We start from the raw sequence: 24,518 nt of genomic DNA, 5'->3' as shown, positions 1-24,518 counted from the left end.
ACTAATCACCAATCAACTATTTAAACGCCTCCTCGCCTGTTATATCCATCCCTGTTATCAGCAAATGAATATCATGGGTACCCTCGTAAGTGATAACAGATTCAAGGTTCATCATGTGGCGCATAATAGGATATTCGCCGGTTATGCCCATGCCGCCCAATATTTGCCTGGCTTCGCGGGCAATGTTTATTGCAGTTTCAACGCTGTTGCGCTTAGCCATTGATATTTGGGCGGGAGTAGCGCGATTCTCGCTTTTCAAAACGCCTAACCGCCAAACAAGTAGCTGGGCCTTTGTTATTTCGGTTATCATTTCGGCCAGTTTTTTTTGCTGAAGCTGAAAAGCGGCTATCGGCTTGCCAAACTGCTTGCGCTCTTTTGAATAGCGCAACGCGGTATCGTAACAATCCATGGCAGCACCTATGGCACCCCAGGCTATACCGTAGCGTGCCTGGTTAAGGCAACCCAAGGGTCCTTTTAAGCCAATTGCATTGGGCAACAGGTTTTCTTTAGGTACTTTAACATTATCAAAAACCAGCTCGCCGGTTGCAGATGCCCGTAACGACCATTTATTATGTGTTTCGGGAGTTGAAAAACCTTCCATCCCACGCTCTACTACAAGTCCCTGTATTTTTCCCTGTTCGTTCTTTGCCCAAACGATAGCGATATCAGCAAATGGCGAATTTGAGATCCACATTTTAGCGCCGTTAAGCAGGTAATGATCGCCGGCATCTTTAAAATTGGTGGTCATACCGCCCGGGTCAGAGCCATGGTCGGGTTCGGTCAAACCAAAACAACCCATTATTTCGCCCGTGGCCAGCTTAGGCAGATACTTCATCTTCTGCTCTTCTGAACCGTAAGTATATATAGGGTACATCACCAACGAACCTTGAACAGATGCCGTGGATCGAATCCCCGAATCGCCCCGTTCAACCTCCTGCATAATTAGCCCGTAGGCAATGTAATCCAGCCCAAGACCTCCATATTGTTCAGGAATAGTTGGGCCGAATGCGCCTATTTCTGCAAGGCCTTTTAAAACCTGTTTCGGAAATTCGGCGCGTTGTGCGTAATCCTCAATAATAGGGCTCACCTCTTTTTTTACCCAGTCGCGCACACTTTTACGTATCAGCTTATGCTCGTCGGTAAGCAATTCGTCAAGCAGGTAATAATCGGGCGATTCAAATTGGTCTGTTTTAGCCATATAACAAATATATGTAAACGTTGGTTATTTGATTAACGAGCCATTTTAATTAATGTTTCGCAAGCCAGGCGCGTATAACCCGCGCAGTAATCAAAAAAAATATAAATTTGAAGCATGATTGTAGCTTTACACGGCGCAGAATTTTTTGCCTATCACGGCTTTTATCCCGAGGAACAGCATACGGGCAATTGTTTTATTGTTGATATAGAAGTGGAGTTTGAGCCTGACGGAAGTAATGGCCTTAGCTCAGACAACCTCAAAGATACCGTTAATTATGAGGAACTTTACCATATATGCGGCAGGCGCATGCAGCAACCACAAAAGCTGATAGAGACCGTAGCCACATTTATTATGGAGGATATTAAGGCCCAATACAGTTTTGCAGAAAAAATAACTGTAAGCATAAAAAAACTGAACCCGCTTGCGGGTGCTAAAGTAAAATACACGCAGATCACCATCAATTACACCCGATAGAATGGCATTTAATAAAATAACAGACGAGGTACTTGCCGAAATAATTGCTATAGCGGGCGCAGATAATGTTTTAACAGGCGCGGTCGAATTGGAAAAATATAGCCATGATGAAACCGAGGATCTGCAGTATTACCCCGAAGTTGTTGTAAAACCGGCAACACCTCAAGAGGTGGCAGCATTACTTGTTTTGTGCGGAAAACATAACATACCGGTTACACCCCGCGGTGCAGGCACGGGCCTTGCAGGTGGGGCACTGGCCATTATGGGTGGGTTAATGCTGGCCATGGAGCGTTTTAATAAAGTACTGGATATTGACGAGCGAAACCTGCAGGCAACGGTTGAACCCGGTGTTATTACCGAGGTGTTTATGAATAAGGTTGCAGAGCTTGGCCTGCTCTACCCGATTGATCCATCAAGCAAAGGGAGCTGTTTTTTAGGTGGAAATGTGGCGCATGGCTCTGGCGGGCCGCGGGTGGTAAAATACGGCACCATTAGAGAATATATACTTAACCTTGAAGTGGTGCTGGCATCAGGCGATATTATTTGGACGGGTGCCAATACACTAAAATATGCCTCGGGGTATAACTTAACCCAGCTGTTTATCGGCTCGGAAGGCACGTTGGGCATTGTTACCAAAATTGTTGTAAAATTAATTCCGGCCCCTACACGTGATGTGCTGATGCTTGCCGCCTTTCCTGACAATGAAACGGCAGCGTCTGCGGTTTCGGCTATTTTTAGGGCAGGCGTAATACCATCAGCACTTGAATTTATGGAACGCAGGGGTATTGAATGGGTTAAAGAAAAAGAAGGCGTTTATTTTGACCTTAAGGATAATGCGGCAGCTTTTTTAATGATAGAAATTGACGGTACAGATACCGACGTAATATTTGGCGAAGCCGAAAAAGTAAACACAGTTTTAGAGCAGTTTGGCTGCACCGACGTGTTATTTGCCGAAACCGCAGCTCAAAAAGAAGAGATGTGGCACATGCGCCGTATAATGGCAGTTTCGGTAAAGGCCAATTCTATTTACAAAGAAGAAGATTGCGTTGTGCCGCGGGCGTCTTTACCGGTATTAATAAAAGGGATTAAAGATGCAGGCACCAAATACGGCTTCGAGTCGGTTTGTTATGGGCATGCCGGAGATGGCAATGTTCATATTAACATTCTGAAGGGTAATATGAGCGATGAAGACTGGAACACCAAATTAAAGGATGGTATCCGCGAGATATTTGAACTTACAGCCTTTTTGGGCGGAACCATATCAGGCGAGCACGGAATAGGGCTTGTTCAGCGCGAATTTATGCCGATAAAATACTCGCCCATCCACTTTCAATTATGGCGGGGAATAAAAAATGTGTTTGATCCAGCGGGGATTTTAAACCCCGGCAAGATATTTAACTAAGAAAATATTTCTTTTTGCCGCATGATGAACACTTAAAGCGTTTAAACTGCAAAAAGAACAGAAAATTTCTTACAAAGAAACCACGCGAAATGCGTGTGTCCATCGTATTATTACACCTCGGGCATGCCGGATAGCGCTTTTTTTCTTGATCGGGGGTAGTCATAATAGTAACGGGGGTTAACGTTTCAAATATAACCACAAAAATATTACGAGTTATTAAAATTGTATTAAAATCCAATTAAAATTTCCTAATAAGCAAGCCTTTAGCTATTATCAAATTATAAAATCATCCGAAAAACCACATATTATTACTATTTTAATAATACATACCGATATATCTTTACGCAACAGTTAAAAACCCCGACCCGGGATGTGCGAAAGCAAAAAAAATTATTTCTGTGGTTAAATTTTAGGTGGTTTTGGCTAATTTTTCATTAAAAAATGAGCAGTTGGGGCCTTGCTTTTATTTAAACATCATTTTTATCTTGTCGGTAAACGAATGCATACCGATGTACACACCGTCATCGCGCACTTGTACCGGATAAGTATCTATGTAATCGTTTTGTCCGGGGTCGCCCTTCCCGGTTTTGATGTCATAAGAGTAGCGGTGAAATGGGCAAATCAATTTTCCATCACTACACCATCCGCCGCTCAGGTCGGCACCCGCATGCGGGCAGATAGCCCCTACTGCATAAATATTGTCTTCAAATCCTACCAGGCAAAGGTTTTTGCCGTTAATTTTGACTCTTAATAAAAAGGTTGTTGCGTTTAACTTACCGTTATAAGCTTTGTGCCAATCCATAAAGATTAAAAATCAACACTAATATCCATAACGTTGGGGTCCTTTATTACCTCATCCATAGTAGATGTTATAACTATCTGTTTGCCATCTGCCGATAATATGGCATTAGGATTATCCACTTTTTTAATCGGTTTGGCAAAATTCAACACAACTTTATAAGGCATATCTATCAGCATGGCTTTAGCGGCAGATAAGGCAGATTGCGTTTTTTTAAGGAAAACATTGAATTTATCCTTATCAATTATCCGCATAAATTTATTGGATGTTATTTTGTAGGAATAATAATCCGGACCGGCAGACAGCGCAGGTTGCGCACCTATTCCGCCACCTACAGCAGATTTTCCGGCCATCTCACCCAATTGGCTATTAAGAGATAAAATGGATAGGTGATTTAAATAATATTGCAGTTCGTTCGCGTCTTTTGCAACGTGAGCTATACCGACTTTCATTATATTCTTTCTCAGATCCATTGTAACAGACATGTCGCTATTAACGGCCATTGCTACTTCCTCAGTACGCAATTTTCTGCGGGAACTATCCGGTAGAGCAGATAAGAAGTTAAGCGTGGTATCTTTAACGAGCGAAAACTGAGGTGTTGACCTGACAGAATCGGGCATTAAATTCATAAATACAGAAATGGCGCGGCCCATATCAAAACTGTAAACCACGTTGCATGAACCATCTTCCCTGAAATTGTAAACCTCTTCAATATCAACACACGAGCTGAAACTAAGCACTACAAAAAAAAGCAAAAAGGTAAGGCGTTTTTTCATGTCAATCAAATATAGTTGATTGAGGTTAAAGCAAAAAGCTAAAAGCTTTATTTAAAACACTTTATTAATATTAAGTCATACTTTATCTGCTTTGGCCTTTACGCTTTAGGCTTTGCGCTTAAAAAACTACCTTTGCGCACTATGGCGCATCAAGTTCCGGACGACGGCACATTGCTTCCATTAATGGAAGAATTTTATACAATACAGGGAGAGGGATATCATACCGGTAAAGCAGCTTATTTTATACGCCTGGGCGGATGCGACGTTGGCTGCCATTGGTGCGATGTAAAAGAAAGCTGGGACGCAGAATTACATCCGCTTACACCCGCTGAAAGAATTGTTGAAAATGCGCAGCGACACCCCTCAAAAGCCGTAGTGGTAACCGGCGGCGAACCGCTTATATATAACCTTGATTATCTTACCGCACAGTTACAGCAAAGCGGTATTCAAACTTTTATTGAAACATCAGGCGTCTACCCGCTTTCCGGTAACTGGGACTGGATATGTTTATCGCCAAAAAAGTTTAAAGCACCCATGCAACAGGTAGCTGATGCTGCCAACGAATTAAAGGTGATAATTTTCAATAAGTCTGATTTTGCTTTTGCCGAAGAGCATGCCCTTAGGGTAAAAGCGGGATGCAAACTATACCTGCAGCCAGAGTGGTCGCGATCAAAAGAAATGACACCGCTAATTGTTGACTATGTGATGAATAACCCAAAATGGGAAATATCATTACAAACACATAAATATCTTAATATCCCTTAATAGTTGTAACTTAGGTTAATAACTATCGTTTTAATTAAGGGGTTGAGGAAGTTTACAGCCATATTATCACTCATACTTATTTCGGTGTTTTGCTACGGGCAGCAAATCTATTCTACGCGTAACAAAGCGGCCATTAAATACTACGTAGAGGCCAATCAGCGCCTGGATAACCTGGATTACGACAATGCCATTGCCAATCTTCGCACGGCAATAGAAACCGATGATCAATTTGTTGAGGCACACGCTTTGCTTGCCGATATAATGCGACAACGGCGTTTAAACCCGGTAAATATTATTGAAGAATATAAAAAGGTATTAAGCTTAAACCCTGATTTTAGCAGGGCAACCTATCTTAACCTTGGCGAACTTGAATTGAGCCAGGCCAGGTATCAGGATGCATTACAGCATATCGAAAAGTATCTCACCTTTCCATCTATATCACCTAAAGACAAGGCGCGTGCCGAGAAGCTTGCTAAGGATTGCCGTTTTAGTATTAATGCGTTAAGCCATCCGGTGTCTTTTAACCCAACAAACGTTGGGCCGGCTGTTAACACCACAGCAGATGAATACTCGCCTGTTATAACTGCGGACGAAAAGACAGTTATTTTTACCCGGCAGATAAACGCCAATGAAGATTTTTACCACAGCACCAAAACAGATAGCGTTTGGCAAAAAGCGACTTATTTAAGTGCCCAAATAAATACGCCTAATTTTAATGAAGGCTCTGAAGCCATATCTCCTGATGGAAAGTACCTGTTCTTTACGGGCTGCAACCGGCCTGATGGAATGGGTAGATGCGATATTTATATAGTACAAAAACGCGGTGATGATTGGGACAGGCCTTTTAACCTGGGTTCGCCGTTAAATACCTCGGGCTGGGAATCGCAGCCATCAATAAGTTCAGACGGCGGCACGCTTTATTTCGTGAGTAACAGGCCGGGCGGATACGGAGGCTATGATATATGGAAATCAAAGCTGGGTGCCAAAGGCTGGGGAACTCCGGAAAATTTAGGGCCGACCGTCAACACACCCTACAATGAGCAGTCGCCGTTTATCCATCCTGATGATAGTACATTATATTTTTGTTCTGATGGATGGCCGGGAATGGGTGGGCAAGATCTGTTTGTTAGCAGATTAAACAAGGATGGCAAATGGCAAACACCCGACAATTTAGGTTATCCCATTAACTCTAACGGAAATGAGACAGGCTTAACTTTAACCGCCAATGGAGACTACGCGTTCTTTTCGTCGAACAAACTGGAAGGGTTGGGCGGTTTTGATATTTACTCTTTCAAAATGCCGGGCAACATAAGGCCAAAATCTGTTACTTACGTAAAAGGTTACGTATTTGATGCTGAAACAAAAAACCCTTTAGAGGCCACGGTTGAAATTGTTGCCTTGCAGGATAGCAAACCCGTTTATCAAAATTACAGTTCGGCAGCGCAGGGCGATTTTTTGGCAACGCTAACGTCTGACAGGAACTATGGATTAAATATTTCAAAAAAGGGCTATCTTTTTTACTCGGAGAATTTTTCGCTTGTTGGCTATAAATCAAATAAGCCTTTCAATATACAGGTGTTGCTGCAACCTATTGAAGTAGGAAATAAAGTAGTGCTGCGAAATATATTTTTTGATACCAACAAATTTGACCTGAAAGCTGAATCAAGAAGCGAACTACAGGAATTGGTTAACTTTTTAGCTTACAACCCATCTATTAAAATAGAGATCTCGGGCCATACAGACAATGTTGGGAATGATGAACTTAATCAAATCTTGTCTGAAAACAGGGCTAAAGCCGTTTACGAGTTTTTAATAAGCAGCAAGGTTGATGCTGCAAGACTGCAATTTAAAGGCTACGGCAAATCTCAACCCATATCACCAAACGACAGCGAAGAAAGCCGTAGCAAAAACCGCAGAACAGAGTTTAAAATAGTAGGTAAATAATTAAATTACTGTTTAGCAAAGGCAAGCTTACCCCAAAAATCTGACGACGAAGTTATTGGGGTACCACCGTTATTATTCAGGTTCATGGCTATGCTTGAACTGGCGCCCGCCGGGCTTACGCGCGGTGTGCTACCGCCGCCACCGCGACGACCGCCGCCACCACCACCTGCCGGGGGCGTAGCAATATCACTGGCGCCGGCACTACCGCCAAAACTCGGCGCTAATCTTACAAAAAGGCCGTTTAATTTTATGTTAAAGGCCCATTCAGACGCTGCATCTGCAGCAGCAAAAAGTTTCAGCGGAATAGCTTCCTCTAATACCAACTCTCCGTCAGCGGTGTATTTTATTGAAGCAAAAATATTTTGATCGTTTTTTTGAGCACCCATTATTGGCGGAATACCTGCAAAGCCTATAGCACGAATTTTTTTAAACTCGGTTGCTGCAACGCGCATCTTTAAATTAGCGTCATCTAAATGCTCAAACTCGCTCAGGTCATCCATGTCCGGCTGAGGAAAGGTAGTACTGAAAGTTTCTTTTTTCTTGCCGGCTGGATCAACGCTAAAAGTAACTCCGGCTCCTAAAATGTTCTGCTGTTTCTTCCTGTCCTTTGTTTTCAAAACAAGGTAAAGGTTATCCTTATCGCTTGATATGATATAGTTTACATGAGATTTCTCGTTCACGCTTTCCTCATATCCTTTCCATTCATCCGCATTACCATCAATTTTAACAGTAGCAGGCGCGTTTTTTACCGCTATAGTTTGCGCATTGAGCTTTGCAACTGTGAATAGCGCCAGGCATGAAGCCGCAAGGCAATAGGAAACTTTTTTCATAACAGCTATGGGTTAATTGGTAATCAAATTTAACCTATTATCACAAAAAAGCAAATGAAACGATTACGCCATGAACCTACTGCTAAGTGCAAAGGGCCTGCACGGCAAACAAACGCACTTTGTTAAATTTCTGTAAGTAAATTTTTACAGTAGCGAAGGGCAATAAAAGATGCTTAACTGATCGCCTTAGGCGGTTTTATTTATTTTTTCGGCAATTACGTCAATACAGTTACCAACGTTGTACATCTTTTCAGCAGCATCAAAATCTATTTCTATGTTGTATTGCGCTTCCGCGTCAATAATAATATCAACCAAATTGGCAGAATTAATCTTTAGGTCTTTTATAAGATCCGTTTGTTCCGTAATCCCTTCCAGCATTGCTTTATCTTCTGTATACGGTACAAGTACTTTCTTTAATTCATTCAGAATTTCTTTTCTGTCCATCAGTTAAATTTTGATAATATTAAGCAGGCGTTTACATCGCCAAATCCAAAATTGGCTTTCGCCACTACATCAATCTGCCTGTCTACCTTAGTTAAGGGCAAATTGTTTGATCCAATTGCATCTAAAATTTCCGGCATCGGATCTTCCAGGTTTAAATTTGGATGCGCAAAGTTATACTTTAACTGCAAAACTGCGGCAACTGTTTCAATTGAGCCGGCAGCGCTTAAGGAATGCCCTATCATTGACTTTAATGAATTAACCAAAGGGAAGTCATCGCCACTGCGCCCAAGTGCCTTTACCCAGTTCTGTATTTCCATTTTATCGGCTATTGTAGCGGTTAAATGCCCGCATACCAGGTCTACAGTGTCGGGAGTAATTGCGGCATCGGCCATTGCCTCTTGTATACATCTAACCACTCCTTCTGATGAGGGGGCCGTCATACTTCCACCATTACGCTGCCCGCCCGAGTTGGTGGATCCGCCAAGCACTTCGCCATATATTTTTGCACCACGGGCCAGGGCGTACTCCATATCTTCCAAAACCAAAGCACCAGCACCCGAACCCGGAACAAAACCACCAGCCGAAGCACTCATGGGGCGCGAGGCGCGTTCGGGCTCATCGTTATATTTTCGAGACAGCACGCGCATTGAATCAAATCCGCCAAAAACATACTTATCTACAAACTCGCAACTACCCACCAGCATGCGTTTGGCCATACCATACTTTATATACTCGTAACCCATAAAAATGGATTGCGTGCCTGTAGCACAGGCGGCAGAGTTATTGATGATCTTGTTGCCCAAACCCAACCTACCCGAAATATAGGCCGTAACGCCACTATTCATTATCTGTTCTACCACGCGCGAGCCTAGTTTTTTCGACTCATGCGCGTCAACGCGGTTAATGGCGTTTTTTATTACATCAGTATCTGCTACACTGCTGCCAAATATGCAACCGCTATCCCATAGGGGTTGTTCGCTTACAATTTCGTTACCGGCGTCTGTCCATGCGTCTAAAGCCGCCTTTATTCCGTAAGCAATGCCCTTGCCTTTAAGGCCGTACAGACTGGTTTCTGTTATATAGTTGCGCAACACGTCCCACTCAAAATCGGGCACGCCACCTACCTGGCAATTAAACTTCAGTTCCTCGTATTCAGGAAAGTACTTTATGCCCGAAACCCCGTTTTGTATCGCCTTTAAAAAATCAGGCACATTTGTTCCGTTTGGCGCTACAACGCCCAAACCCGTAATAACTACCCGATTATTCATGCTTATTAACTGTCGCGTTTTTTATAACCCCTGAAAATATACCCTTTGCAATTAATTGCGCCTGGGTGTTATGCATTTCTATAGCGCATTTAAGTTTACCAAAACGGAAGTATTGTTTTTTTGATGTTACCACAACTTTTTCTCCGGGCAATACCATTTTATAGAACTCCACATTGGTTGATGTAAGCAGCGGAAAAGAATCTTCGTGCATCTCAAAACCCTCATGAGGAGCATCACCTAACATTAAATGTATACCTAAAACCACTAAACCTATCTGTGCCATAATTTCTGTTATAATAACACCGGGCGTTACCGGATTGTCCGGAAAATGATCCTCGTAAAAAAAAGAATCAGCCTTTAGCGTATACTCACCGGTAACTCCGTTATCATCTAATGAAGTAATATCATCAACAAACAGGAAAGACGATTTGTAGGGTAAATAGTTTAATATGTCGTTCATTATGCCCCTCTAAATCTCCCCTAAAGGGGAGACTTTGTTAAATTTACAATATGTTACCAGTGCCGCTTAATCTCCTCCCCTTTAGGGGAGGCCGGGTGGGGCGCTACCTACAATGCTCTCCCCCGTCAACATGTATCACTGCTCCGTTTATCCACGCAGCTTCGGGTGTGCAAAGCAGGTATATAACGTTTGCAACGTCTTCGGGTTTTGTTAATCTTTTAAAAGGATTTCTTTGCGTGGCACCTGCTATTAACCGGTCGCTATCGGGTATCCGCTGTAGCGATGGCGTAGCAGTTACACCCGCCTGTATTAAATTGGTTTTTAAGCCAAAGGGCGCCAATTCCACCGCCATATAGGTATTCAAACTCTCTAACGATGCTTTGGCTACAGATACCGCAGCATATCCTTCCCAATATTTGTGCGATCCCTCGCTGGTTAAACCAATAACGCGTGCATCCGGGCAAAAAGCGTCGGCAGCAAGCAAATCGCGCGCCCAATCCAATATACTTGTGGCCATGGCATAAGTGGTAAGTTGGATATCATCAACAGTTAACGCGGCTCCTTCATCAGCCGCCAATGGCTTTAAGTTGCCTCTGGCAATGGAGTGCAGCAACAATTTAACCTGGTGTTTTTTATTGCTTATAAAATCGGTTATAAAAGTTTTCCGGGCATTTTCATCTAATGCGTTAATGTTGAAAGGAAGTACATTTACACCATGTTCAGCGGCAATTTCTAAAAACCTTTGCTTAACCGCTTTATCAGCATTTGCTATCTCTCGATATAAAACAGCTACATTCATGCCGTGGCGGGCCAGTTTCTCTGCCGTTGCAAAGCCAAAGCCGCTTGACCCGCCTAAAATAACGGCCCAATTACCCGAAAACTCTTTTATTGCTTTATCCACTTAACCTTTTTAAAAAATAAAGGTCTAAAATAGGGTTAATCCTGATATTTTAAGGGAGAACTAACGGATATTAGGCCGCCGTATTTAAATAATTATATTTGCTCACCGTTGTACTGATTTTATATTATGGGTTTTAAAATAGTAGCTATTTGTTTCTTTATGCTGATAATCACATCAGTTAACGGAAAAAATCTACAGCAAAAATTTGACAAGGCTGCTTTTTACGCGGCAATGTCTTCGGGCGATTTGGACGAAGTTAACAGGGAATTGGTGGTCATCACCGCATCGTCCACTCCAAATAAAGATGGTTATGAGGGAGCGTTATTAATGCGCAAGGCCGGGTTAATAAAGCGCCCTGCCGAAAAATTGAAGTTATTTAAAGCCGGCAGAATAAAGTTTGACACCGCTCTTCAAAACGATAAAGACAATACTGAATTCCGCTTTTTACGCTTTGCCATACAGGAGCATGCGCCCAAAATTGTAAAATATAATAAGGACCTGCAGGCTGATAAGCAGTTTATATTAAAAGAATACAAAAACCTGCCCACCATTGTGCAGCAGGCAATTTTAGGGTATACCAAAAATTCAAAAATCCTTACAGCTCAGGAGCTTAATTAATATGGGTAAAAAAGTACTGGCTATTTATTACTCGCAGTCGGGCCAGTTGGGCGAGATAATTGAAAACTTTACATCACCGTTAGTTGAAGCGGGTATTTCTGTAGAAACGGTGCGAGTTAGATTGGCAGATGAACCCAACTTCCCCTGGACGGGCGATACGTTTTTTAGCGTAATGCCTGACTGTCAGCTGGATGTTCCGGCAGCATTGCAGCCCTTTGAACTTAAAGAAAAAAAGTACGACCTCATCTTTTTAGGTTACCAGGCCTGGTTCCTTTCGCCCAGCATACCTTTCAATTCACTGATGTTAACGCCGCAGTTAAGGGCGGTATTGAAAGATACGCCTGTTATTACGGCAACCGGCGCCCGCAATATGTGGTTGAACGCTTTTGTACGGGTAAAAAAACTCATCAGGGAAAGTGGTGCCAAACTGGTAGGTAACATAGCTTTGGTTGATAAACACCCTAACCCGGTAAGTTTCGTTACTATATTCCATTGGATGCTGAAAGGAAAAAAAGACCGTTTGCTAAACATTTTCCCGCTTCCGGGTGTTGCTGATGCTGATATAAAGAATACAAAAGTATTTGGACAAAGCGTACTTGAACATTTTAATGCTGATAACTGGGATGGCTTACAAGCTAAACTGGATGCGCAAAAGGCAGTGGTGTTAAATTATAACCTGATGGTGATTGAAGGCGCGGCAGGTAAAATATTTAAGGTTTGGGCCAATTTTATATCAAAAAGAAAAAATAAACTGCCCTGGATAAGAGCATATAAATATTACCTGTTAATTGCTTTTTTTGTGGGCGCACCTATTTTAATTACGCTTGATGGTATATTATTCAGGTTCACCTCGCCAAAACGGATCAGGGCAAGGAAACAACATTTTTTAAATTTAAACTAACAAACAGGCATGCCCGTTTATATTACCGCTACCTCTAAATTTTTACCTAATCAACCTGTCGCTAATAACGATATGGAAGAATACCTGGGTTACATTAACGGGAAACCCTCTAAATCAAAAAGCATAGTATTACGCAATAACGCCATTACCAACAGGTATTACGCGTTAGAAAAAGGCGGCAAATCTACCCATACCAACGCGCAAATGACGGCCCTGGCTGTTAAAGATCTGTTTAAAAACGATCCCGAAAAAATAAAGGAAATTGAATTGCTATCATGCGGTACATCCTCGCCAGATCAAATGATGCCATCGCATGGGGTAATGACGCATGGCTGGCTGCCCGAAATGGGACCAATAGAAGTGGTATCGCCTGCGGGTGTATGCTGTGCGGGCATGCATTCGCTTAAATATGCCTACATGGCTGTTAAAAGCGGCGAAGCAAAGCAGGTGATAGCTACAGGGTCTGAGCGTTTTTCGGGCTTATTAGTAGCTGATGTTTTTGAGGAAGAAGCGCAAAAGCTGAAAGAATTAACCGAGAACCCTTTTATCGCCTTTCAGAAAGAGTTTTTACGTTGGATGCTGTCTGATGGTGCATCCGCTTTTTTGCTCAATGATGAGCCTAACCAGGAAGGTATAAGTTTGCGTATAGATTGGATTGAAGGTGTATCCTACGCCAACGAGATGGAAGCCTGTATGTATATGGGCTGCGAGAAAGAAAAAGATGGCACCATAAAAGGGTTTATGGATTTTACTCCTGACGAGATCAAGAATAAATCTATCTTCAGTATAAAACAGGATATTAATTTATTAAGCGATAATATTGTTGCGCTGGGCGGTAAAAAAATAAAAGAGATCTTTGACCGTAAAGGATTAACCGCTAAAGATATAGACTGGTTTTTACCGCACATATCCAGCAACTTCTTTAAAAGTAAGATCTATGACCTGGTGGAGATCTACGGCGGGGGCATTCCGTACGAAAAGTGGTTCATCAACTTATACACGGTTGGCAACGTTGGCGCAGCATCTGTTTATTTAATGATAGACGAACTGTTCCACAGCGGTAAATTGAAAAAAGGCGAGAAGATATTGCTGCTGGTGCCGGAAAGCTCGCGCTTCTCGTACATGTATGCAATGCTGACGGTGGTGTAAGCCCCACCCAACCCTCCCCTAAAGGGAGAGGGCTTTAAACTCGCTTTACAAATGATATTTTTAAAATAATCTGACCAAATTTAAAAGTCTCGCCTTTCAGGGGGAGATTTAGAGGGGGCTAATGAAAAAACAAGACGTTCCGCAGGATTTGAGCGCTTTGGGTAAAATAACCAAAGAGGTTTGCTATGCTACTGACGAAACAGGTAAATACACCACACAATTAAGCGATGGATGGGACGTTAAGATAACCGCGCTTGATAAAGCCTGGGAAGATATTGACGACCGCATAAACATTGCGAAGCAAAAAGTATTGAATAGAGAAGCCAGTCCGTTGCTGTTTTTTATGGAAAAAGGTTTAATGGATGTAAAGCTGCTGGCTGAGTACACGGGCTTTTGGCAATGGCAGGTTAAGCGCCACTTAAAACCCGAGGCGTTTAAAAATCTTTCCGAAAAAAAACTGCAGAAATACGCCGGGGTATTTAACGTTAGCGTAACTGATCTGCAAAATATGAATTTTAATGACGCTTGATTTTAACCATATACAGGCCGCACATTGCGAAAACGGCGTTACTACCAGTTTATTAAGGCATAGCGGCGTAAACCAGATAACCGAACCGCTGGCGTTTGGAATAGGCGCAGGCCTTTTTTTTGTTTATATCCCCTTTTTAAAGATTAATAACGGCCCTGTAATAGCCTTCCGCACCTTACCCGGTTTAATATTTAACCGCACCTGCAAAGCGCTGGATATTCCGGTGGTGCGTAAAAAATTCTACTCAAAAGAAGCTGCTGAAAAGTTTCTGAATGAGCGATTGGCCGAAGGGCATCCGGTAGGTTGCCAGGTGGGTGTTTACTATCTGCCCTACTTCCCAAAAGAATACCGCTTTCATTTTAATGCCCATAACATTATTGTTTTTGGTACCGAAGACGGGAACTACCAGGTAAGCGACCCCGTAATGGAAGGGACCAACATATTATCGCCCTACGAATTGGAACGGGTACGTTTTGCTAAGGGAGCATTAGCACCGAAAGGGCAGTTATATTACCCCAAACAAAACAAACCGGTTACCGACGAACAGATAAAACGCGGCATCATCAGCGGCATAAAAAAGAACGCTTTTAATATGCTGATGCCGGGACCAATTGCAGGTATAAACGGCATTACTTTCACAGGAAAACGCATAAAAAAATGGCGCGACAAGTTAGGCCCAAAAGAGGCCGGCTTGTACTTAGCGCAATTGGTGCGCATGCAGGAAGAAATTGGCACGGGCGGCGGCGGATTTCGCTACATTTACGGGGCTTTTCTGCAAGAGGCACATCCCTACACCAAACAGGATGAGTTATTGGAGATAGCAGCAACCTTTACCGCCAGCGGCGACCTTTGGCGCACGGCTGCGGTTCATGCGGCGGGTATATATAAGGGCCGCTTAGGTAGTCAGGATGATTTTAATACCATGGGCGATTATCTTTTAGAAATTGCCGAAATAGAGAGAAAGGCGTTTAAAGCGCTTAAAAATATAAAATGGCACTAAGCAATTTGGCGGTAAGCATTGAGCATCTCGGATTCAGGTATCCGGGAAACGATAATGTATCGTTTTCGGGCCTCAACCTGCAAGTTGCCAGGGGAGAACGCTTTGGCTTGTTCGGCCCCAATGGCGCGGGCAAAACCACGCTGATGAACCTGATGACCGGCGTGCTTAAAGCTGATACCGGCAGTGTCAAATTATCGGGCAATGATGTTAACGCATCTGATAAGGCTGCTAACCGACTGTTTGGATTCGTGCCACAGGATTTTTCTTTTTACCATGAACTGTCGCCTGCCGAAAACCTGGAGTTTTTTGGGGCCTGGGCAGGTTTAAATAAAACACAAATTGCGCAGCGTACTGATGAACTATTGCACATTCTGGGTCTTGAAGATGTGCGCAACAAAGCGGTAGACAAATTTTCGGGAGGGATGAAAAGACGGGTTAACCTGGCTATTGGTGTGATCCATAGTCCCGAGATCATTTTTTTAGATGAGCCTACCGTTGGCGTTGATGTGCATACCCGCCACGCCATAATGGATTATCTGCAAATGTTAAACGATAATGGCGCTACGCTTATATACACTTCGCACCAGTTAAGCGAAGCGGAGGACCTTTGCAAACATATAGCCTTTATTGATGCCGGGCAAATTATAGCCGAAGGGGATATTGATATAGTGCTGGCACAGCACAAGCACGAAACATTGGAAGAACTATTCATCAACCTAACCGGTAAAGCCCTGCGAGACTAATGTTTAAACTCTGGATATCTATAAAGAAAGACATTAGGGTATTGCTTCGCGATAGGATCGGTATCGCGCTGATGTTTTTAATGCCCATTGTTTTGGTTGTTGTGGTCACCAGCATACAAAACAGTACCTTTCAGTTGGTTAATAAAAACAAACTGCCGGCGGTAGTATTTAACCTGGATATGGGCAAATCAGGTACTCAGCTTATTAAAGATATTGATAAGATAGGGTTGTTTAACGTAATAACGTTTAAACGTGTTAATGCTGATAGCCTGACGCCCTATATGGATGAGCATGATGCCATGCTGGGGATTGTCATCCCTAAAAACTACTCCGCACAAGTTTCAGCAAAAGCCGCAAGCTCCGCAGACAAAGCTATGGCCGAGTTTAACGGAGGCGCAGACAGCGCCGGCACACGCGCCCCTGTTATTGATGCATTTAAGGTATACTACAATCCTGTGTTACAGCAGTCGTTACGCTTTTCTATTCAGGGCGCTATACAAAGCGCCATGCAAATGGTAGAAAGCCGCCAAACCTTGCGTACGCTGTATTACAACACCAATGAAAAGGATATGCCCGAGGCATTGGAAAAGGAAATGCTGAGTGCTGATACCCGCATCAACATGATACCGGCATCAAAAGATGGCACCCATACCACACCCAATGCCGCACAGCATAACGTACCGGCGTGGACCATTTTTGCCATGTTCTTCGTCATCATGTCGTTAGGGGGTAGCGTGGTTAGAGAGAAGGTAAGCGGCAGCTTTATCCGTTTAAAAACCCTGCCAACCAATTACGCCGTGGGTATTGTATCCAAGCAGATTACCTATTTGGTAGTAACCCTGCTGCAAGCCGCGGTGATCTTCTCCATGGGGATCTGGCTGTTCCCGGTAATTGGGTTGCCTGCGCTTAATTTGCCTAATGATGTATTCGGAACCTTTGTGGTAACGCTTGTTTGCGGTTGGTGCGCTGTTAGCTATGCTATCTGCGTGGGCGTTTTTGCCTCTACACATGAGCAAGCCAACGGGTTTGGTGCCATATCCATTGTTATACTGGCCTGTATAGGCGGGTTAATGGTGCCAAGCTTTGCCATGCAGGGTTTGGCTAAAACGCTGGCAAGCTTTTCGCCCATGCACTGGGTGTTGGAGGCTTATTATGGCCTTTTTTTAGAAGGCGCGCAATTAAAAGATATCCTAAACAATATTGCCTCGTTATTGATCATTACCCTGGCCCTGCAGGTTATAACTTACGTGGGCCTTAAAAGAAAAAATTTAATATAATTGCCTAATGGAAAAAACAGCACTTAAAGAGCAACTAAAAACACAAATAATCCAGTTTTTAAACTTAACCGACCTTACCCCCGCCGATATTAAAGATGATGAGCCTTTGTTTGGCGATGGTTTAGGACTGGATTCTATTGATTCGCTTGAATTGATTGTGCTGCTGAAGAAAGAATACGGCATCAGTATTAACGACCCTAAGGAGGGCCGTAAAGCGTTGGTGGATATCAATACCATGGCTGATTACATCCTGGAACACGGCAAGAAATAGCAGCTTACCTGGTTTTTTTGTCCAGTTTGTGTTCCGGAACAAGCGGAACACAGCGGAGCACGATATTTCTTAAATACCTAATAATAAGGACTCTAATTTTATAGCCGGAACAAAGCGAAGCAACTTATTCGTCAGGAAAATTAGCTGTAAATTGGGGTTAATCAATTGATAGTCAGATATAATACGAAAAGGTGATTTTTTGTCCCATTTAATGATTTTAAGGACAAGTCAGTAGGGATAAATAATCACCGTTGTCATTTCGAAAGAGCAAAGGGTGGGAATTGTGGCGGCGCGACTGAGAAATTCTTTCGAGGCGAGATTTCTCCTCCCCCTTTCACACAACCCCACGCTGGTCGTCGAAATGACAGATTTGAGACCTGTGCGAACCTACACTAATCCACTAAAAACAGCCTGCAATTTCATAAACAACTGCTCGCCGGAGCTCAGGTCAGCCGCTATTTTCAACTCACCGTCAATTGAAGTATAGCTTATCTTCAAGATCAGGTCAACGGCATCCGGTGTTACTATGTTCAGAAACTTGATATTATCGGCCTTAACCATTCTCAGTGAAACCTTAAAAACATCTTCCAGTGTCTCTTTTACCGTTTGCAGCATGCAGGCACCCGGCACAACCGGCTGCCCGGGGAAATGACCGCTAAAAATATCGCTGTCAGCATCTACCTCCAACAGCACCACAATGCTATTTTCAGTGTGATCCGCAGATGATATTTTAAAAACGGGCTGTATCATTTATTTAACAGGCGGAAAGTAGCACTAAAGAATGATAAACGTTTTGATAATGGTTATAAAACAGCACTTTTTTAGGTTTTTTGCCTGTGTCCGTAGCCCTTTGTATAGTAACAGCAGGAACATTGCCCGCCTTTACCATATTAGCCGCCATCCACAAGCCAAATGCAGACGAGGTTGGATATTCGCCACACAGGTGCTTGTAATTGGCAATAGTGCTGCTCGCAAACATGTCCGGTAAAAAATCATAAACGGCATCATTGCGGGTATCCCCGTTTTTACCCGTTAGCACCACATCAATATCAGCCGCGCTTAAGCCCTCGTTGGCTAAAAACGCTTCAACAATTTCGTTGATTGGAGCGGTTGGTTTAAATACCGTTTTTAAGGCCGTCAGTTCAGCCATATTTTCTGGCGAGGTTTTATCCGTCAGCAATACAAACGAAGCTCCCTCGCCGCCTATTGTGCCTTTTGAGGCCTCAGTATACAGTTCCAGATTATTTACCGGTTTGCGCTTATATAAACCCAGCCGGGTTAAAACCGTAAAGCTGGCATCCGTCATTTCATCAATCCCGCCTACCAAAACGTTATCGGCATCACCTTCCTTTAAAAGCAAAACCCCATCAAGCAACGCGTTTTCAAACGATACGCCCTTATGCACAAAGGTGTTGTTATAGGCATGGCACTTCAGCATCAGCGCTACCTGCGCGCCCACCGTGTTATGGGTTGATTGAATAAAGGCTGTTGGTGGAAGCATTTCCTCCTCCATCTCAATTATCCGGCCTAAAAAGGTATAGGTATCTTCCAGGCAGCCAAACGCGGTACCGGTAACTATAGCGCCGGGCATTTCAACCGCGGCTTTGCTCAGGCACTCCTGCGCTGCCGCTACACCCATTTTGATAACATGGCTCATGCGCCTTATCAATTTCGGGTCTATATATTTTTTGTAATCGGGCTCAATGGCGGGTAAACGTGTACCCGTATAGCTAACCGGTTCAGTTAAAAACCCGTTATCACCTAAAGTATTTTGGGCAGATACGCTTGCTGCAGAACGGATGTAAATACTCATATCAGCAGGCCGAGAAAATTAATGATGTACAATTGCCGCCGAAACCAAAAGAGTTAGATAACACATGCTGTATCTTTTTGCCTTTTGCTATATGCTTCTGCGGTACTATATCCAGATCCTGCATAGGCGTTTCAAAGCGGAGGTTGGGGTAAATTAGCCCATGCTTTATAGCCAGTACAGCATACACGGCCTCAATACCACCACTGGCCCCAAGTGTGTGCCCGGTAAATGATTTGGTGGAGCTCATGGCCGGGTAGCTATCGCCAAACAAACGCTTAACAGCTGTACCCTCTGCACTGTCGTTATTAGGCGTTCCGGTGCCGTGTAAGTTAACATAATCTATGTCTGATGCCTGCAAGCCCGCCTTGTTCAACGCGCCCTGCATCGCCATAAAAGAGCCTACACCCTCAGGCGATGAGGCGGTTTGATGGTAGGCATCATTGCTGTTATTATAACCGCTTAATGTGCAGTACATAGGCTTGCTTAATTGCGCTGCTACTTTATCTGATACCAGCACCACATATCCCGCGCCTTCGCCCAGGTTAAGCCCCTCACGGTTATCATCAAATGGTTTGCAAAAGTTCTTATCCAGTATCATCAGCGTATTAAAGCCGTTAAGCGTAAATTTGGTAAGCGCATCGGCCCCACCCGCTACAACAACATCCAATATATCGTTTTTTATTAACCTGGCACCGTAAAACACCGCGTTGGCAGATGATGAACAGGCTGTACTGATGGTAGATACATGATCGCTTATCCCCAGCTGATTGGCCACTACTTCGGTTACGCTGCCGCACTCGTGGTCAAAAATGCGGCGCAGTTTGCCCTTGCTGTTATCTTTCAAAAACTCCACAAAAAAGTCTTCGCTTTTATCCATACCGCCCACCGTATTGGCAGATACAAAGCCGGTACGCAGGCCGGGTATGTTCTCCACGCCGGCGTCGCGCAAAGCCTCGCGCGCGGCCACCACACTTAATAGCTTGGTACGGCTGGTCTCTGCAGACATGCGCGCCAGCGCGGCCAGTTCCTCGTTATCCAGTTTTACTTCCGCTACAGGTAACTCGCCCTTGTGCCTGGTATTCATATGGGTTATCGCGCCTATCCCCGCCTGCTCTTTTTCAAACGCTGCCAGGTTCCCGGCCACATTGTTGCCAATGGCCGAAATAACCCCAACGCCTGCTATATATACTGCTGAACCCATGCTGTTAATTATCGCCGCCAAATATACTATCCATATTGCTTTTTGAAAACAGCATAGCCTTTTCCCTTTGCTCTTTTTCAACTAAAAACAGCGCGGCTTTGTAATCATCGCCCAAAACATCAACCCAGCCACAAATGCAGCATTTTAGATTATCGTTGTTAAAAAGATCATTTACATAGTTCTCTATAAAACCCGCGTCGAACTTTTCAGATATAAAAAAAGCGCCTTCTCCCTTAAACCCGTTGCGAATGCTGATCTCGGCTATCATAATGTTAGGCAGGGTGTAAACAAACAAGGCCGGGCTTGCAATATCAGCCACACTCTTCATGTATCTAAGGTCGCTGTCTAAGCTCGAATTGGCGTTGGCCAACACTATACCTACCTCGGCAGGGGAGTAAGCGGTTTTGTCAAAACTGTCCATCAGCAGCACCTCAGCAGCCAGCCAGCCCAGCTTGCTCAGTACATCCATTTTATAAAACTTAGGATAGCTGAGCTGAAAATTTTGATACACCGACAGTAAAAAATCGGCCGGTGACGCCCCCTCGTGTTTAAAAACTACGGCTCCGTCTTTGCTTACCTCGTTGTTACTGATAGTGCAGCTTGATGTTATGTAATTATTTATATTCAATAGTTTATATATCTGATTATTAATATTTTATTTTTTTATATATGACAGCATGACAGTACTTGTTATTACCAATTACACCCCCGCCGTTAACATTTCCCCACATCTACTTGCACGTCTATTACGTTTTCGCAGTTTCCATTTTAAAAGCGCAATATAAAACATTTGTTTGTGGTACTTTTGATATAACCCGATTACCTAAGAATTGAATTTTAGAAAAAAACTTCTTGTCATCTTGAGCGATAGCGAAAGATCTTATACGCTTGCTGATCCTGCGGCTTGTCTACGGATTACCGGTCAGGTTATACAAGATCTTTCGCTATCGCTCAAGATGACAACAGAAACCGTGTACTGGAACAGTCGCAATTAATTAATTGAATATCCCGATGAATTTTGTCTCTTCAAAATATGCCTCCCTCCGCTTATTACTATTATGCGCTACGTTGCTATTCTACTTCGACGGCGCCCTTGCCCAAACAACCAGAATACCCCTAACCAAGGGCTGGAAGTTTTACAAATACGGCCCTAATGAAAAACCAGATAGCCTGATCTATGATGCCCGGCCCGATGCCAACGGCAACAGCGATGGTATTGCTGCTGATGCCAAACCTACAGAGGCCATAAAGATGGCCGCCGCAAAAGGTATTTTAAAGTATTACATTTTACCTACAGGTAACGCCTTTTTAAAAGATGAAACCAAACGCACCATACGCCCTGACGGCAACCCCGGCGCCAATTTTCAGTTTACACAAAACACCTTTAATGATTCAAAATGGGAAGATGTTACCTTGCCGCACGACTGGGCAATTAAGGGCCCCTTTTATCAGGGCCAGGGTACCATTATAGGTGGCGGTATGGGCAGGCTGCCCGTGCAGGGTGTGGCATGGTACAGGCACAGCATAAATATAGCGGCGCAGGATGCTGAAAAATCAATATTCCTGGATTTTGATGGCGTAATGTCGTACGCAATGGTATGGGTAAATGGCAAGCTTGCCGGTGGGTGGCCTTATGGCTACAACTCATGGCGGGTTGACATTACCAAATATGTTAGGCCGGGCGGAGTAAATAAAATAGCCGTACGTGTAGATAATCCTGCCAACTCATCGCGCTGGTACCCGGGAGCAGGGATTTACCGCAACGTTTGGCTCGTTAAAACCAACACTGTGCACGTAGCACAATGGGGTACGTTTATAAAAACAGAGAGGGTGTCGGCCAAATCGGCAACAGTTAATTTAAAAACTACTATTGATAACGACTCAGAAAAAGATGGCACGTACAGCGTTAAAACAACCATCTACTTAACCAACGGAACAGGTATAAAAAAAATTGAGGCTAACATAGCTCCGGTAAACGTTACGGTAAAGGCAAGATCATCCAATAGTGTATTGGGTAGCGCAACCATTTTAAATCCCAAACTTTGGGAGCCATTACCGGCCAAAATACACAGCCGTTATGTGGCCATAACCACCGTTACAAACGGCGGCAAAACACTTGATACTTACTCCACCCCGTTCGGCATTCGTGATATTCAATTCGATGCCATGAAAGGCTTGCTGGTTAATGGTAAAAAAACTTTAATAAAGGGCGTTAACCAACACTCAGACCTGGGCGCTTTGGGTATGGCCTTTAACCGGCGTGCAGCGGAGCGACAACTGGAAATACTGCGCGATATGGGCTGTAACGCTATACGCATGTCGCATAACCCGCCCGATCCTGAGTTATTAGAATTGACCGATAAAATGGGCTTTTTGGTAATGGATGAGGTATTTGACGGCTGGGAGCGCAAAAAAACCGCGCTTGATTTTCACCTGATATTTCCGGATTGGCAGGAACAGGATCTGCGGGCCATGATCCGCCGTGATAAAAACCACCCCTCAATAATATTATGGGGCTTTGGTAACGAGGTTGGCGAACAATACACCGATAAAGAGGGCGCAGCATTAGCGAGCCGTTTAATTGCCATAGCCAAAGATGAGGATCCTACCCGGCTTTATACCCTATCTATGAATTACGCCAAAGCGGATATGCCTTTGCCGCAAGTTGTGGATGTGATAGGCTTAAATTACCAGGGCGAAGGGATACGCAATGCCCCGGCCTATTCGGGTTTGCAAGGGATAACTGCGCCGCCGTCATTCCCAGCGTTTCACAACAAATTTCCCGATAAGGTAATTGTAAGCTTAGAGAACGCCGCCGCCGTAAGCAGTCGCGGCGAGTATATGTTCCCTGTGTATGATGGGGATAGTTCGCCGATAAAAGATGGGCAGGGCGGTAATGCAAAAACACGACAGGTGAGTGCCTATGATCTTTATACCGTAGATTTTGGTTCATCGGCAGATAAAGTATTCGCTACAATGGCGAAGCATCCTTTTGTAGCAGGCGGCTTTGTTTGGAGCGGATGGGACTATTTGGGCGAGCCCACCCCCTACTCTTTATCGCGCAGTTCGTACTTCGGGATAATAGACCTGGCCGGATTTAAGAAAGACAGGTATTATCTGTACCAGTCGCAATGGCGGGCGGAACTGCCCATGGCGCATATATTACCGCATTGGAACTGGACCAACCGTGCAGGAGAGATCACTCCGGTGCATGTATTTACATCCGGCGATGAGGCTGAACTGTTTTTAAACGGAAAATCTTTAGGGCGCAAAAAGATGGCACCTTATGAGTACCGTATCCGCTGGAGCGATGTAAAATACCAACCGGGTGAGCTAAAAGTTGTGGCCTACAAAAATGGAAACAAATGGGCTGAGGAAACCATCAAAACTACCGGCGCGGCTCAAAAACTGGCTTTGGCTGCCGACCGTACAACCATAAAAGCTGATGGCGATGACCTGTCTTTTATAACAGTTCGCGTTACTGACGCCGCTGGCCTAACCGTACCTGATGCAAAAAACGCCATCAAATTTTCTATTGAAGGCCCGGGCGAGATAGTAGCCACCGATAATGGCGACGCGGCAAACATGATTCCCTTCCCATCGCATGAGCGGGAGGCTTTTAACGGTTACGCATTGGTGATTGTGCGCGGAAAAGCGGGAAGGTCAGGGGCTATAAAAATAAAAGCGGAATCAAACGGATTGATCAGCAGTACTTTAAAAATAGATTCGCAATAGAAAAGCCCGTTGTTATTCTT

At 43.9% G+C, this 24,518-nt stretch carries 25 protein-coding genes; 13 read left to right on the top strand and 12 right to left on the bottom strand.

The annotated features are described in order from the left end of the window. Window positions 1-16: 16 nt before the first annotated feature. The gene (locus ACFQZS_RS06415) at window positions 17-1,198 is read right to left on the bottom strand and encodes an acyl-CoA dehydrogenase family protein (protein ID WP_377098407.1); all 1,182 of its coding nucleotides are present in this window, start codon (window positions 1,196-1,198) and stop codon (window positions 17-19) included. 114 nt (window positions 1,199-1,312) lie between these two features. Between ACFQZS_RS06415 and folB the strand changes: the two genes are divergently transcribed. Then, window positions 1,313-1,672 (top strand): dihydroneopterin aldolase, encoded by a 360-nt coding sequence (gene folB / locus ACFQZS_RS06410; RefSeq protein ID WP_377098405.1) that lies wholly within the window; start codon window positions 1,313-1,315, stop codon window positions 1,670-1,672. A 1-nt stretch (window position 1,673) separates the two neighbouring features. Continuing rightward, window positions 1,674-3,074: an FAD-binding oxidoreductase gene (locus ACFQZS_RS06405; protein ID WP_377098403.1), complete on the top strand. Its 1,401-nt coding sequence runs from the start codon at window positions 1,674-1,676 to the stop codon at window positions 3,072-3,074. A gap of 463 nt (window positions 3,075-3,537) precedes the next feature. Here ACFQZS_RS06405 and ACFQZS_RS06400 read toward each other — a convergent pair whose 3' ends face one another. Beyond that, window positions 3,538-3,876 carry a Rieske (2Fe-2S) protein gene (locus tag ACFQZS_RS06400; RefSeq protein WP_377098401.1) on the bottom strand — a complete coding sequence of 113 codons (339 nt, stop codon included), beginning with the start codon at window positions 3,874-3,876 and terminating at the stop codon, window positions 3,538-3,540. 5 nt (window positions 3,877-3,881) lie between these two features. Then, complete coding sequence (locus ACFQZS_RS06395; RefSeq protein ID WP_377098399.1) at window positions 3,882-4,649, bottom strand: hypothetical protein; 768 nt, start codon at window positions 4,647-4,649, stop codon at window positions 3,882-3,884. A 141-nt stretch (window positions 4,650-4,790) separates the two neighbouring features. Between ACFQZS_RS06395 and ACFQZS_RS06390 the strand changes: the two genes are divergently transcribed. Then, on the top strand, window positions 4,791-5,414 hold the full coding sequence (locus ACFQZS_RS06390) for a 7-carboxy-7-deazaguanine synthase QueE (protein ID WP_377098397.1): 624 nt from the start codon (window positions 4,791-4,793) through the stop codon (window positions 5,412-5,414). Between the two features lie 42 nt (window positions 5,415-5,456). After that, a complete protein-coding gene (locus tag ACFQZS_RS06385; protein WP_377098395.1) occupies window positions 5,457-7,358 on the top strand; it encodes an OmpA family protein in 1,902 nt (633 codons plus the stop codon). 5 nt (window positions 7,359-7,363) lie between these two features. Here the strand turns inward: ACFQZS_RS06385 and ACFQZS_RS06380 are convergent, their stop codons facing one another. The 5 genes from ACFQZS_RS06380 to ACFQZS_RS06360 all read right to left on the bottom strand — a co-directional run bounded on the left by ACFQZS_RS06380 (window position 7,364) and on the right by ACFQZS_RS06360 (window position 11,261). After that, complete coding sequence (locus tag ACFQZS_RS06380) at window positions 7,364-8,188, bottom strand: hypothetical protein (protein ID WP_377098393.1); 825 nt, start codon at window positions 8,186-8,188, stop codon at window positions 7,364-7,366. A gap of 186 nt (window positions 8,189-8,374) precedes the next feature. Next, entirely contained in the window at window positions 8,375-8,632 is a 258-nt protein-coding gene (locus ACFQZS_RS06375) for an acyl carrier protein (RefSeq protein WP_377098392.1), read from the bottom strand. Beyond that, window positions 8,632-9,900, bottom strand: coding sequence for a beta-ketoacyl-[acyl-carrier-protein] synthase family protein (locus ACFQZS_RS06370; RefSeq protein ID WP_377098391.1), 1,269 nt, complete (start codon window positions 9,898-9,900; stop codon window positions 8,632-8,634). The genes ACFQZS_RS06375 and ACFQZS_RS06370 overlap by 1 nt, the downstream gene beginning before the upstream one ends. Then, window positions 9,893-10,360: a 3-hydroxyacyl-ACP dehydratase FabZ family protein gene (locus tag ACFQZS_RS06365; RefSeq protein ID WP_377098389.1), complete on the bottom strand. Its 468-nt coding sequence runs from the start codon at window positions 10,358-10,360 to the stop codon at window positions 9,893-9,895. Before ACFQZS_RS06365 ends, ACFQZS_RS06370 begins: the two co-directional genes overlap by 8 nt. Window positions 10,361-10,463: 103 nt before the next feature. Then, window positions 10,464-11,261 (bottom strand): SDR family oxidoreductase, encoded by a 798-nt coding sequence (locus ACFQZS_RS06360; RefSeq protein ID WP_377098388.1) that lies wholly within the window; start codon window positions 11,259-11,261, stop codon window positions 10,464-10,466. 126 nt (window positions 11,262-11,387) lie between these two features. On the opposite strand from ACFQZS_RS06360, the gene ACFQZS_RS06355 reads away from it, so the two are divergent. The 8 genes from ACFQZS_RS06355 to ACFQZS_RS06320 all read left to right on the top strand — a co-directional run bounded on the left by ACFQZS_RS06355 (window position 11,388) and on the right by ACFQZS_RS06320 (window position 17,749). Beyond that, window positions 11,388-11,879 (top strand): hypothetical protein, encoded by a 492-nt coding sequence (locus ACFQZS_RS06355; protein ID WP_377098387.1) that lies wholly within the window; start codon window positions 11,388-11,390, stop codon window positions 11,877-11,879. A gap of 1 nt (window position 11,880) precedes the next feature. Further along, on the top strand, window positions 11,881-12,780 hold the full coding sequence (locus ACFQZS_RS06350) for a hypothetical protein (RefSeq protein ID WP_377098386.1): 900 nt from the start codon (window positions 11,881-11,883) through the stop codon (window positions 12,778-12,780). A gap of 9 nt (window positions 12,781-12,789) precedes the next feature. Continuing rightward, complete coding sequence (locus ACFQZS_RS06345; protein ID WP_377098385.1) at window positions 12,790-13,929, top strand: beta-ketoacyl-ACP synthase III; 1,140 nt, start codon at window positions 12,790-12,792, stop codon at window positions 13,927-13,929. A gap of 121 nt (window positions 13,930-14,050) precedes the next feature. Beyond that, the gene (locus tag ACFQZS_RS06340; RefSeq protein ID WP_377098384.1) at window positions 14,051-14,458 is read left to right on the top strand and encodes a hypothetical protein; all 408 of its coding nucleotides are present in this window, start codon (window positions 14,051-14,053) and stop codon (window positions 14,456-14,458) included. Beyond that, on the top strand, window positions 14,448-15,458 hold the full coding sequence (locus ACFQZS_RS06335) for a BtrH N-terminal domain-containing protein (protein WP_377098383.1): 1,011 nt from the start codon (window positions 14,448-14,450) through the stop codon (window positions 15,456-15,458). Before ACFQZS_RS06340 ends, ACFQZS_RS06335 begins: the two co-directional genes overlap by 11 nt. After that, on the top strand, window positions 15,449-16,201 hold the full coding sequence (locus tag ACFQZS_RS06330; RefSeq protein ID WP_377098382.1) for an ABC transporter ATP-binding protein: 753 nt from the start codon (window positions 15,449-15,451) through the stop codon (window positions 16,199-16,201). The genes ACFQZS_RS06335 and ACFQZS_RS06330 overlap by 10 nt, the downstream gene beginning before the upstream one ends. Next, on the top strand, window positions 16,201-17,478 hold the full coding sequence (locus ACFQZS_RS06325; protein WP_377098381.1) for an ABC transporter permease: 1,278 nt from the start codon (window positions 16,201-16,203) through the stop codon (window positions 17,476-17,478). The genes ACFQZS_RS06330 and ACFQZS_RS06325 overlap by 1 nt, the downstream gene beginning before the upstream one ends. 7 nt (window positions 17,479-17,485) lie before the next feature. Then, window positions 17,486-17,749 carry a phosphopantetheine-binding protein gene (locus ACFQZS_RS06320; protein ID WP_377098380.1) on the top strand — a complete coding sequence of 88 codons (264 nt, stop codon included), beginning with the start codon at window positions 17,486-17,488 and terminating at the stop codon, window positions 17,747-17,749. A gap of 387 nt (window positions 17,750-18,136) precedes the next feature. Here ACFQZS_RS06320 and ACFQZS_RS06315 read toward each other — a convergent pair whose 3' ends face one another. Genes ACFQZS_RS06315 through ACFQZS_RS06300 form a run of 4 tightly spaced genes read right to left on the bottom strand, consistent with a single transcriptional unit; the run spans window position 18,137 to window position 21,391 of the window. After that, the gene (locus ACFQZS_RS06315; protein ID WP_377098379.1) at window positions 18,137-18,499 is read right to left on the bottom strand and encodes a hypothetical protein; all 363 of its coding nucleotides are present in this window, start codon (window positions 18,497-18,499) and stop codon (window positions 18,137-18,139) included. 4 nt (window positions 18,500-18,503) lie between these two features. Further along, window positions 18,504-19,562, bottom strand: coding sequence for a beta-ketoacyl synthase chain length factor (locus tag ACFQZS_RS06310; protein WP_377098377.1), 1,059 nt, complete (start codon window positions 19,560-19,562; stop codon window positions 18,504-18,506). Between the two features lies 1 nt (window position 19,563). Continuing rightward, complete coding sequence (locus ACFQZS_RS06305) at window positions 19,564-20,763, bottom strand: beta-ketoacyl-[acyl-carrier-protein] synthase family protein (protein WP_377098375.1); 1,200 nt, start codon at window positions 20,761-20,763, stop codon at window positions 19,564-19,566. Between the two features lie 4 nt (window positions 20,764-20,767). Further along, on the bottom strand, window positions 20,768-21,391 hold the full coding sequence (locus ACFQZS_RS06300) for a hypothetical protein (RefSeq protein WP_377098374.1): 624 nt from the start codon (window positions 21,389-21,391) through the stop codon (window positions 20,768-20,770). Between the two features lie 383 nt (window positions 21,392-21,774). Between ACFQZS_RS06300 and galB the strand changes: the two genes are divergently transcribed. After that, a complete protein-coding gene (gene galB / locus ACFQZS_RS06295) occupies window positions 21,775-24,498 on the top strand; it encodes a beta-galactosidase GalB (RefSeq protein WP_377098373.1) in 2,724 nt (907 codons plus the stop codon). Window positions 24,499-24,518: the final 20 nt, after the last annotated feature.

It is taken from the genome of Mucilaginibacter calamicampi (genome assembly GCF_042676765.1).
GTDB classification, from domain to species: domain Bacteria; phylum Bacteroidota; class Bacteroidia; order Sphingobacteriales; family Sphingobacteriaceae; genus Mucilaginibacter; species Mucilaginibacter calamicampi.
This window is presented reverse-complemented; position numbering and strand designations above follow the sequence as displayed.

Bases quoted from the DNA above. Each gene is read 5' to 3' on its own strand.
- folB (WP_377098405.1), top strand. From the start codon at position 1,313: ATGATTGTAGCTTTACACGGCGCAGAATTTTTTGCCTATCACGGCTTT.
- ACFQZS_RS06350 (WP_377098386.1), top strand. From the start codon at position 11,881: ATGGGTAAAAAAGTACTGGCTATTTATTACTCGCAGTCGGGCCAGTTG.
- ACFQZS_RS06405 (WP_377098403.1), top strand. From the start codon at position 1,674: ATGGCATTTAATAAAATAACAGACGAGGTACTTGCCGAAATAATTGCT.
- ACFQZS_RS06340 (WP_377098384.1), top strand. From the start codon at position 14,051: ATGAAAAAACAAGACGTTCCGCAGGATTTGAGCGCTTTGGGTAAAATA.
- ACFQZS_RS06305 (WP_377098375.1), bottom strand. From the start codon at position 20,763: ATGGGTTCAGCAGTATATATAGCAGGCGTTGGGGTTATTTCGGCCATT.
- ACFQZS_RS06345 (WP_377098385.1), top strand. From the start codon at position 12,790: ATGCCCGTTTATATTACCGCTACCTCTAAATTTTTACCTAATCAACCT.
- ACFQZS_RS06330 (WP_377098382.1), top strand. From the start codon at position 15,449: ATGGCACTAAGCAATTTGGCGGTAAGCATTGAGCATCTCGGATTCAGG.
- ACFQZS_RS06320 (WP_377098380.1), top strand. From the start codon at position 17,486: ATGGAAAAAACAGCACTTAAAGAGCAACTAAAAACACAAATAATCCAG.
- galB (WP_377098373.1), top strand. From the start codon at position 21,775: ATGAATTTTGTCTCTTCAAAATATGCCTCCCTCCGCTTATTACTATTA.
- ACFQZS_RS06400 (WP_377098401.1), bottom strand. From the start codon at position 3,876: ATGGATTGGCACAAAGCTTATAACGGTAAGTTAAACGCAACAACCTTT.
- ACFQZS_RS06325 (WP_377098381.1), top strand. From the start codon at position 16,201: ATGTTTAAACTCTGGATATCTATAAAGAAAGACATTAGGGTATTGCTT.
- ACFQZS_RS06365 (WP_377098389.1), bottom strand. From the start codon at position 10,360: ATGAACGACATATTAAACTATTTACCCTACAAATCGTCTTTCCTGTTT.
- ACFQZS_RS06395 (WP_377098399.1), bottom strand. From the start codon at position 4,649: ATGAAAAAACGCCTTACCTTTTTGCTTTTTTTTGTAGTGCTTAGTTTC.
- ACFQZS_RS06390 (WP_377098397.1), top strand. From the start codon at position 4,791: ATGGCGCATCAAGTTCCGGACGACGGCACATTGCTTCCATTAATGGAA.
- ACFQZS_RS06415 (WP_377098407.1), bottom strand. From the start codon at position 1,198: ATGGCTAAAACAGACCAATTTGAATCGCCCGATTATTACCTGCTTGAC.
- ACFQZS_RS06315 (WP_377098379.1), bottom strand. From the start codon at position 18,499: ATGATACAGCCCGTTTTTAAAATATCATCTGCGGATCACACTGAAAAT.
- ACFQZS_RS06355 (WP_377098387.1), top strand. From the start codon at position 11,388: ATGGGTTTTAAAATAGTAGCTATTTGTTTCTTTATGCTGATAATCACA.
- ACFQZS_RS06370 (WP_377098391.1), bottom strand. From the start codon at position 9,900: ATGAATAATCGGGTAGTTATTACGGGTTTGGGCGTTGTAGCGCCAAAC.
- ACFQZS_RS06375 (WP_377098392.1), bottom strand. From the start codon at position 8,632: ATGGACAGAAAAGAAATTCTGAATGAATTAAAGAAAGTACTTGTACCG.
- ACFQZS_RS06335 (WP_377098383.1), top strand. From the start codon at position 14,448: ATGACGCTTGATTTTAACCATATACAGGCCGCACATTGCGAAAACGGC.
- ACFQZS_RS06380 (WP_377098393.1), bottom strand. From the start codon at position 8,188: ATGAAAAAAGTTTCCTATTGCCTTGCGGCTTCATGCCTGGCGCTATTC.
- ACFQZS_RS06310 (WP_377098377.1), bottom strand. From the start codon at position 19,562: ATGAGTATTTACATCCGTTCTGCAGCAAGCGTATCTGCCCAAAATACT.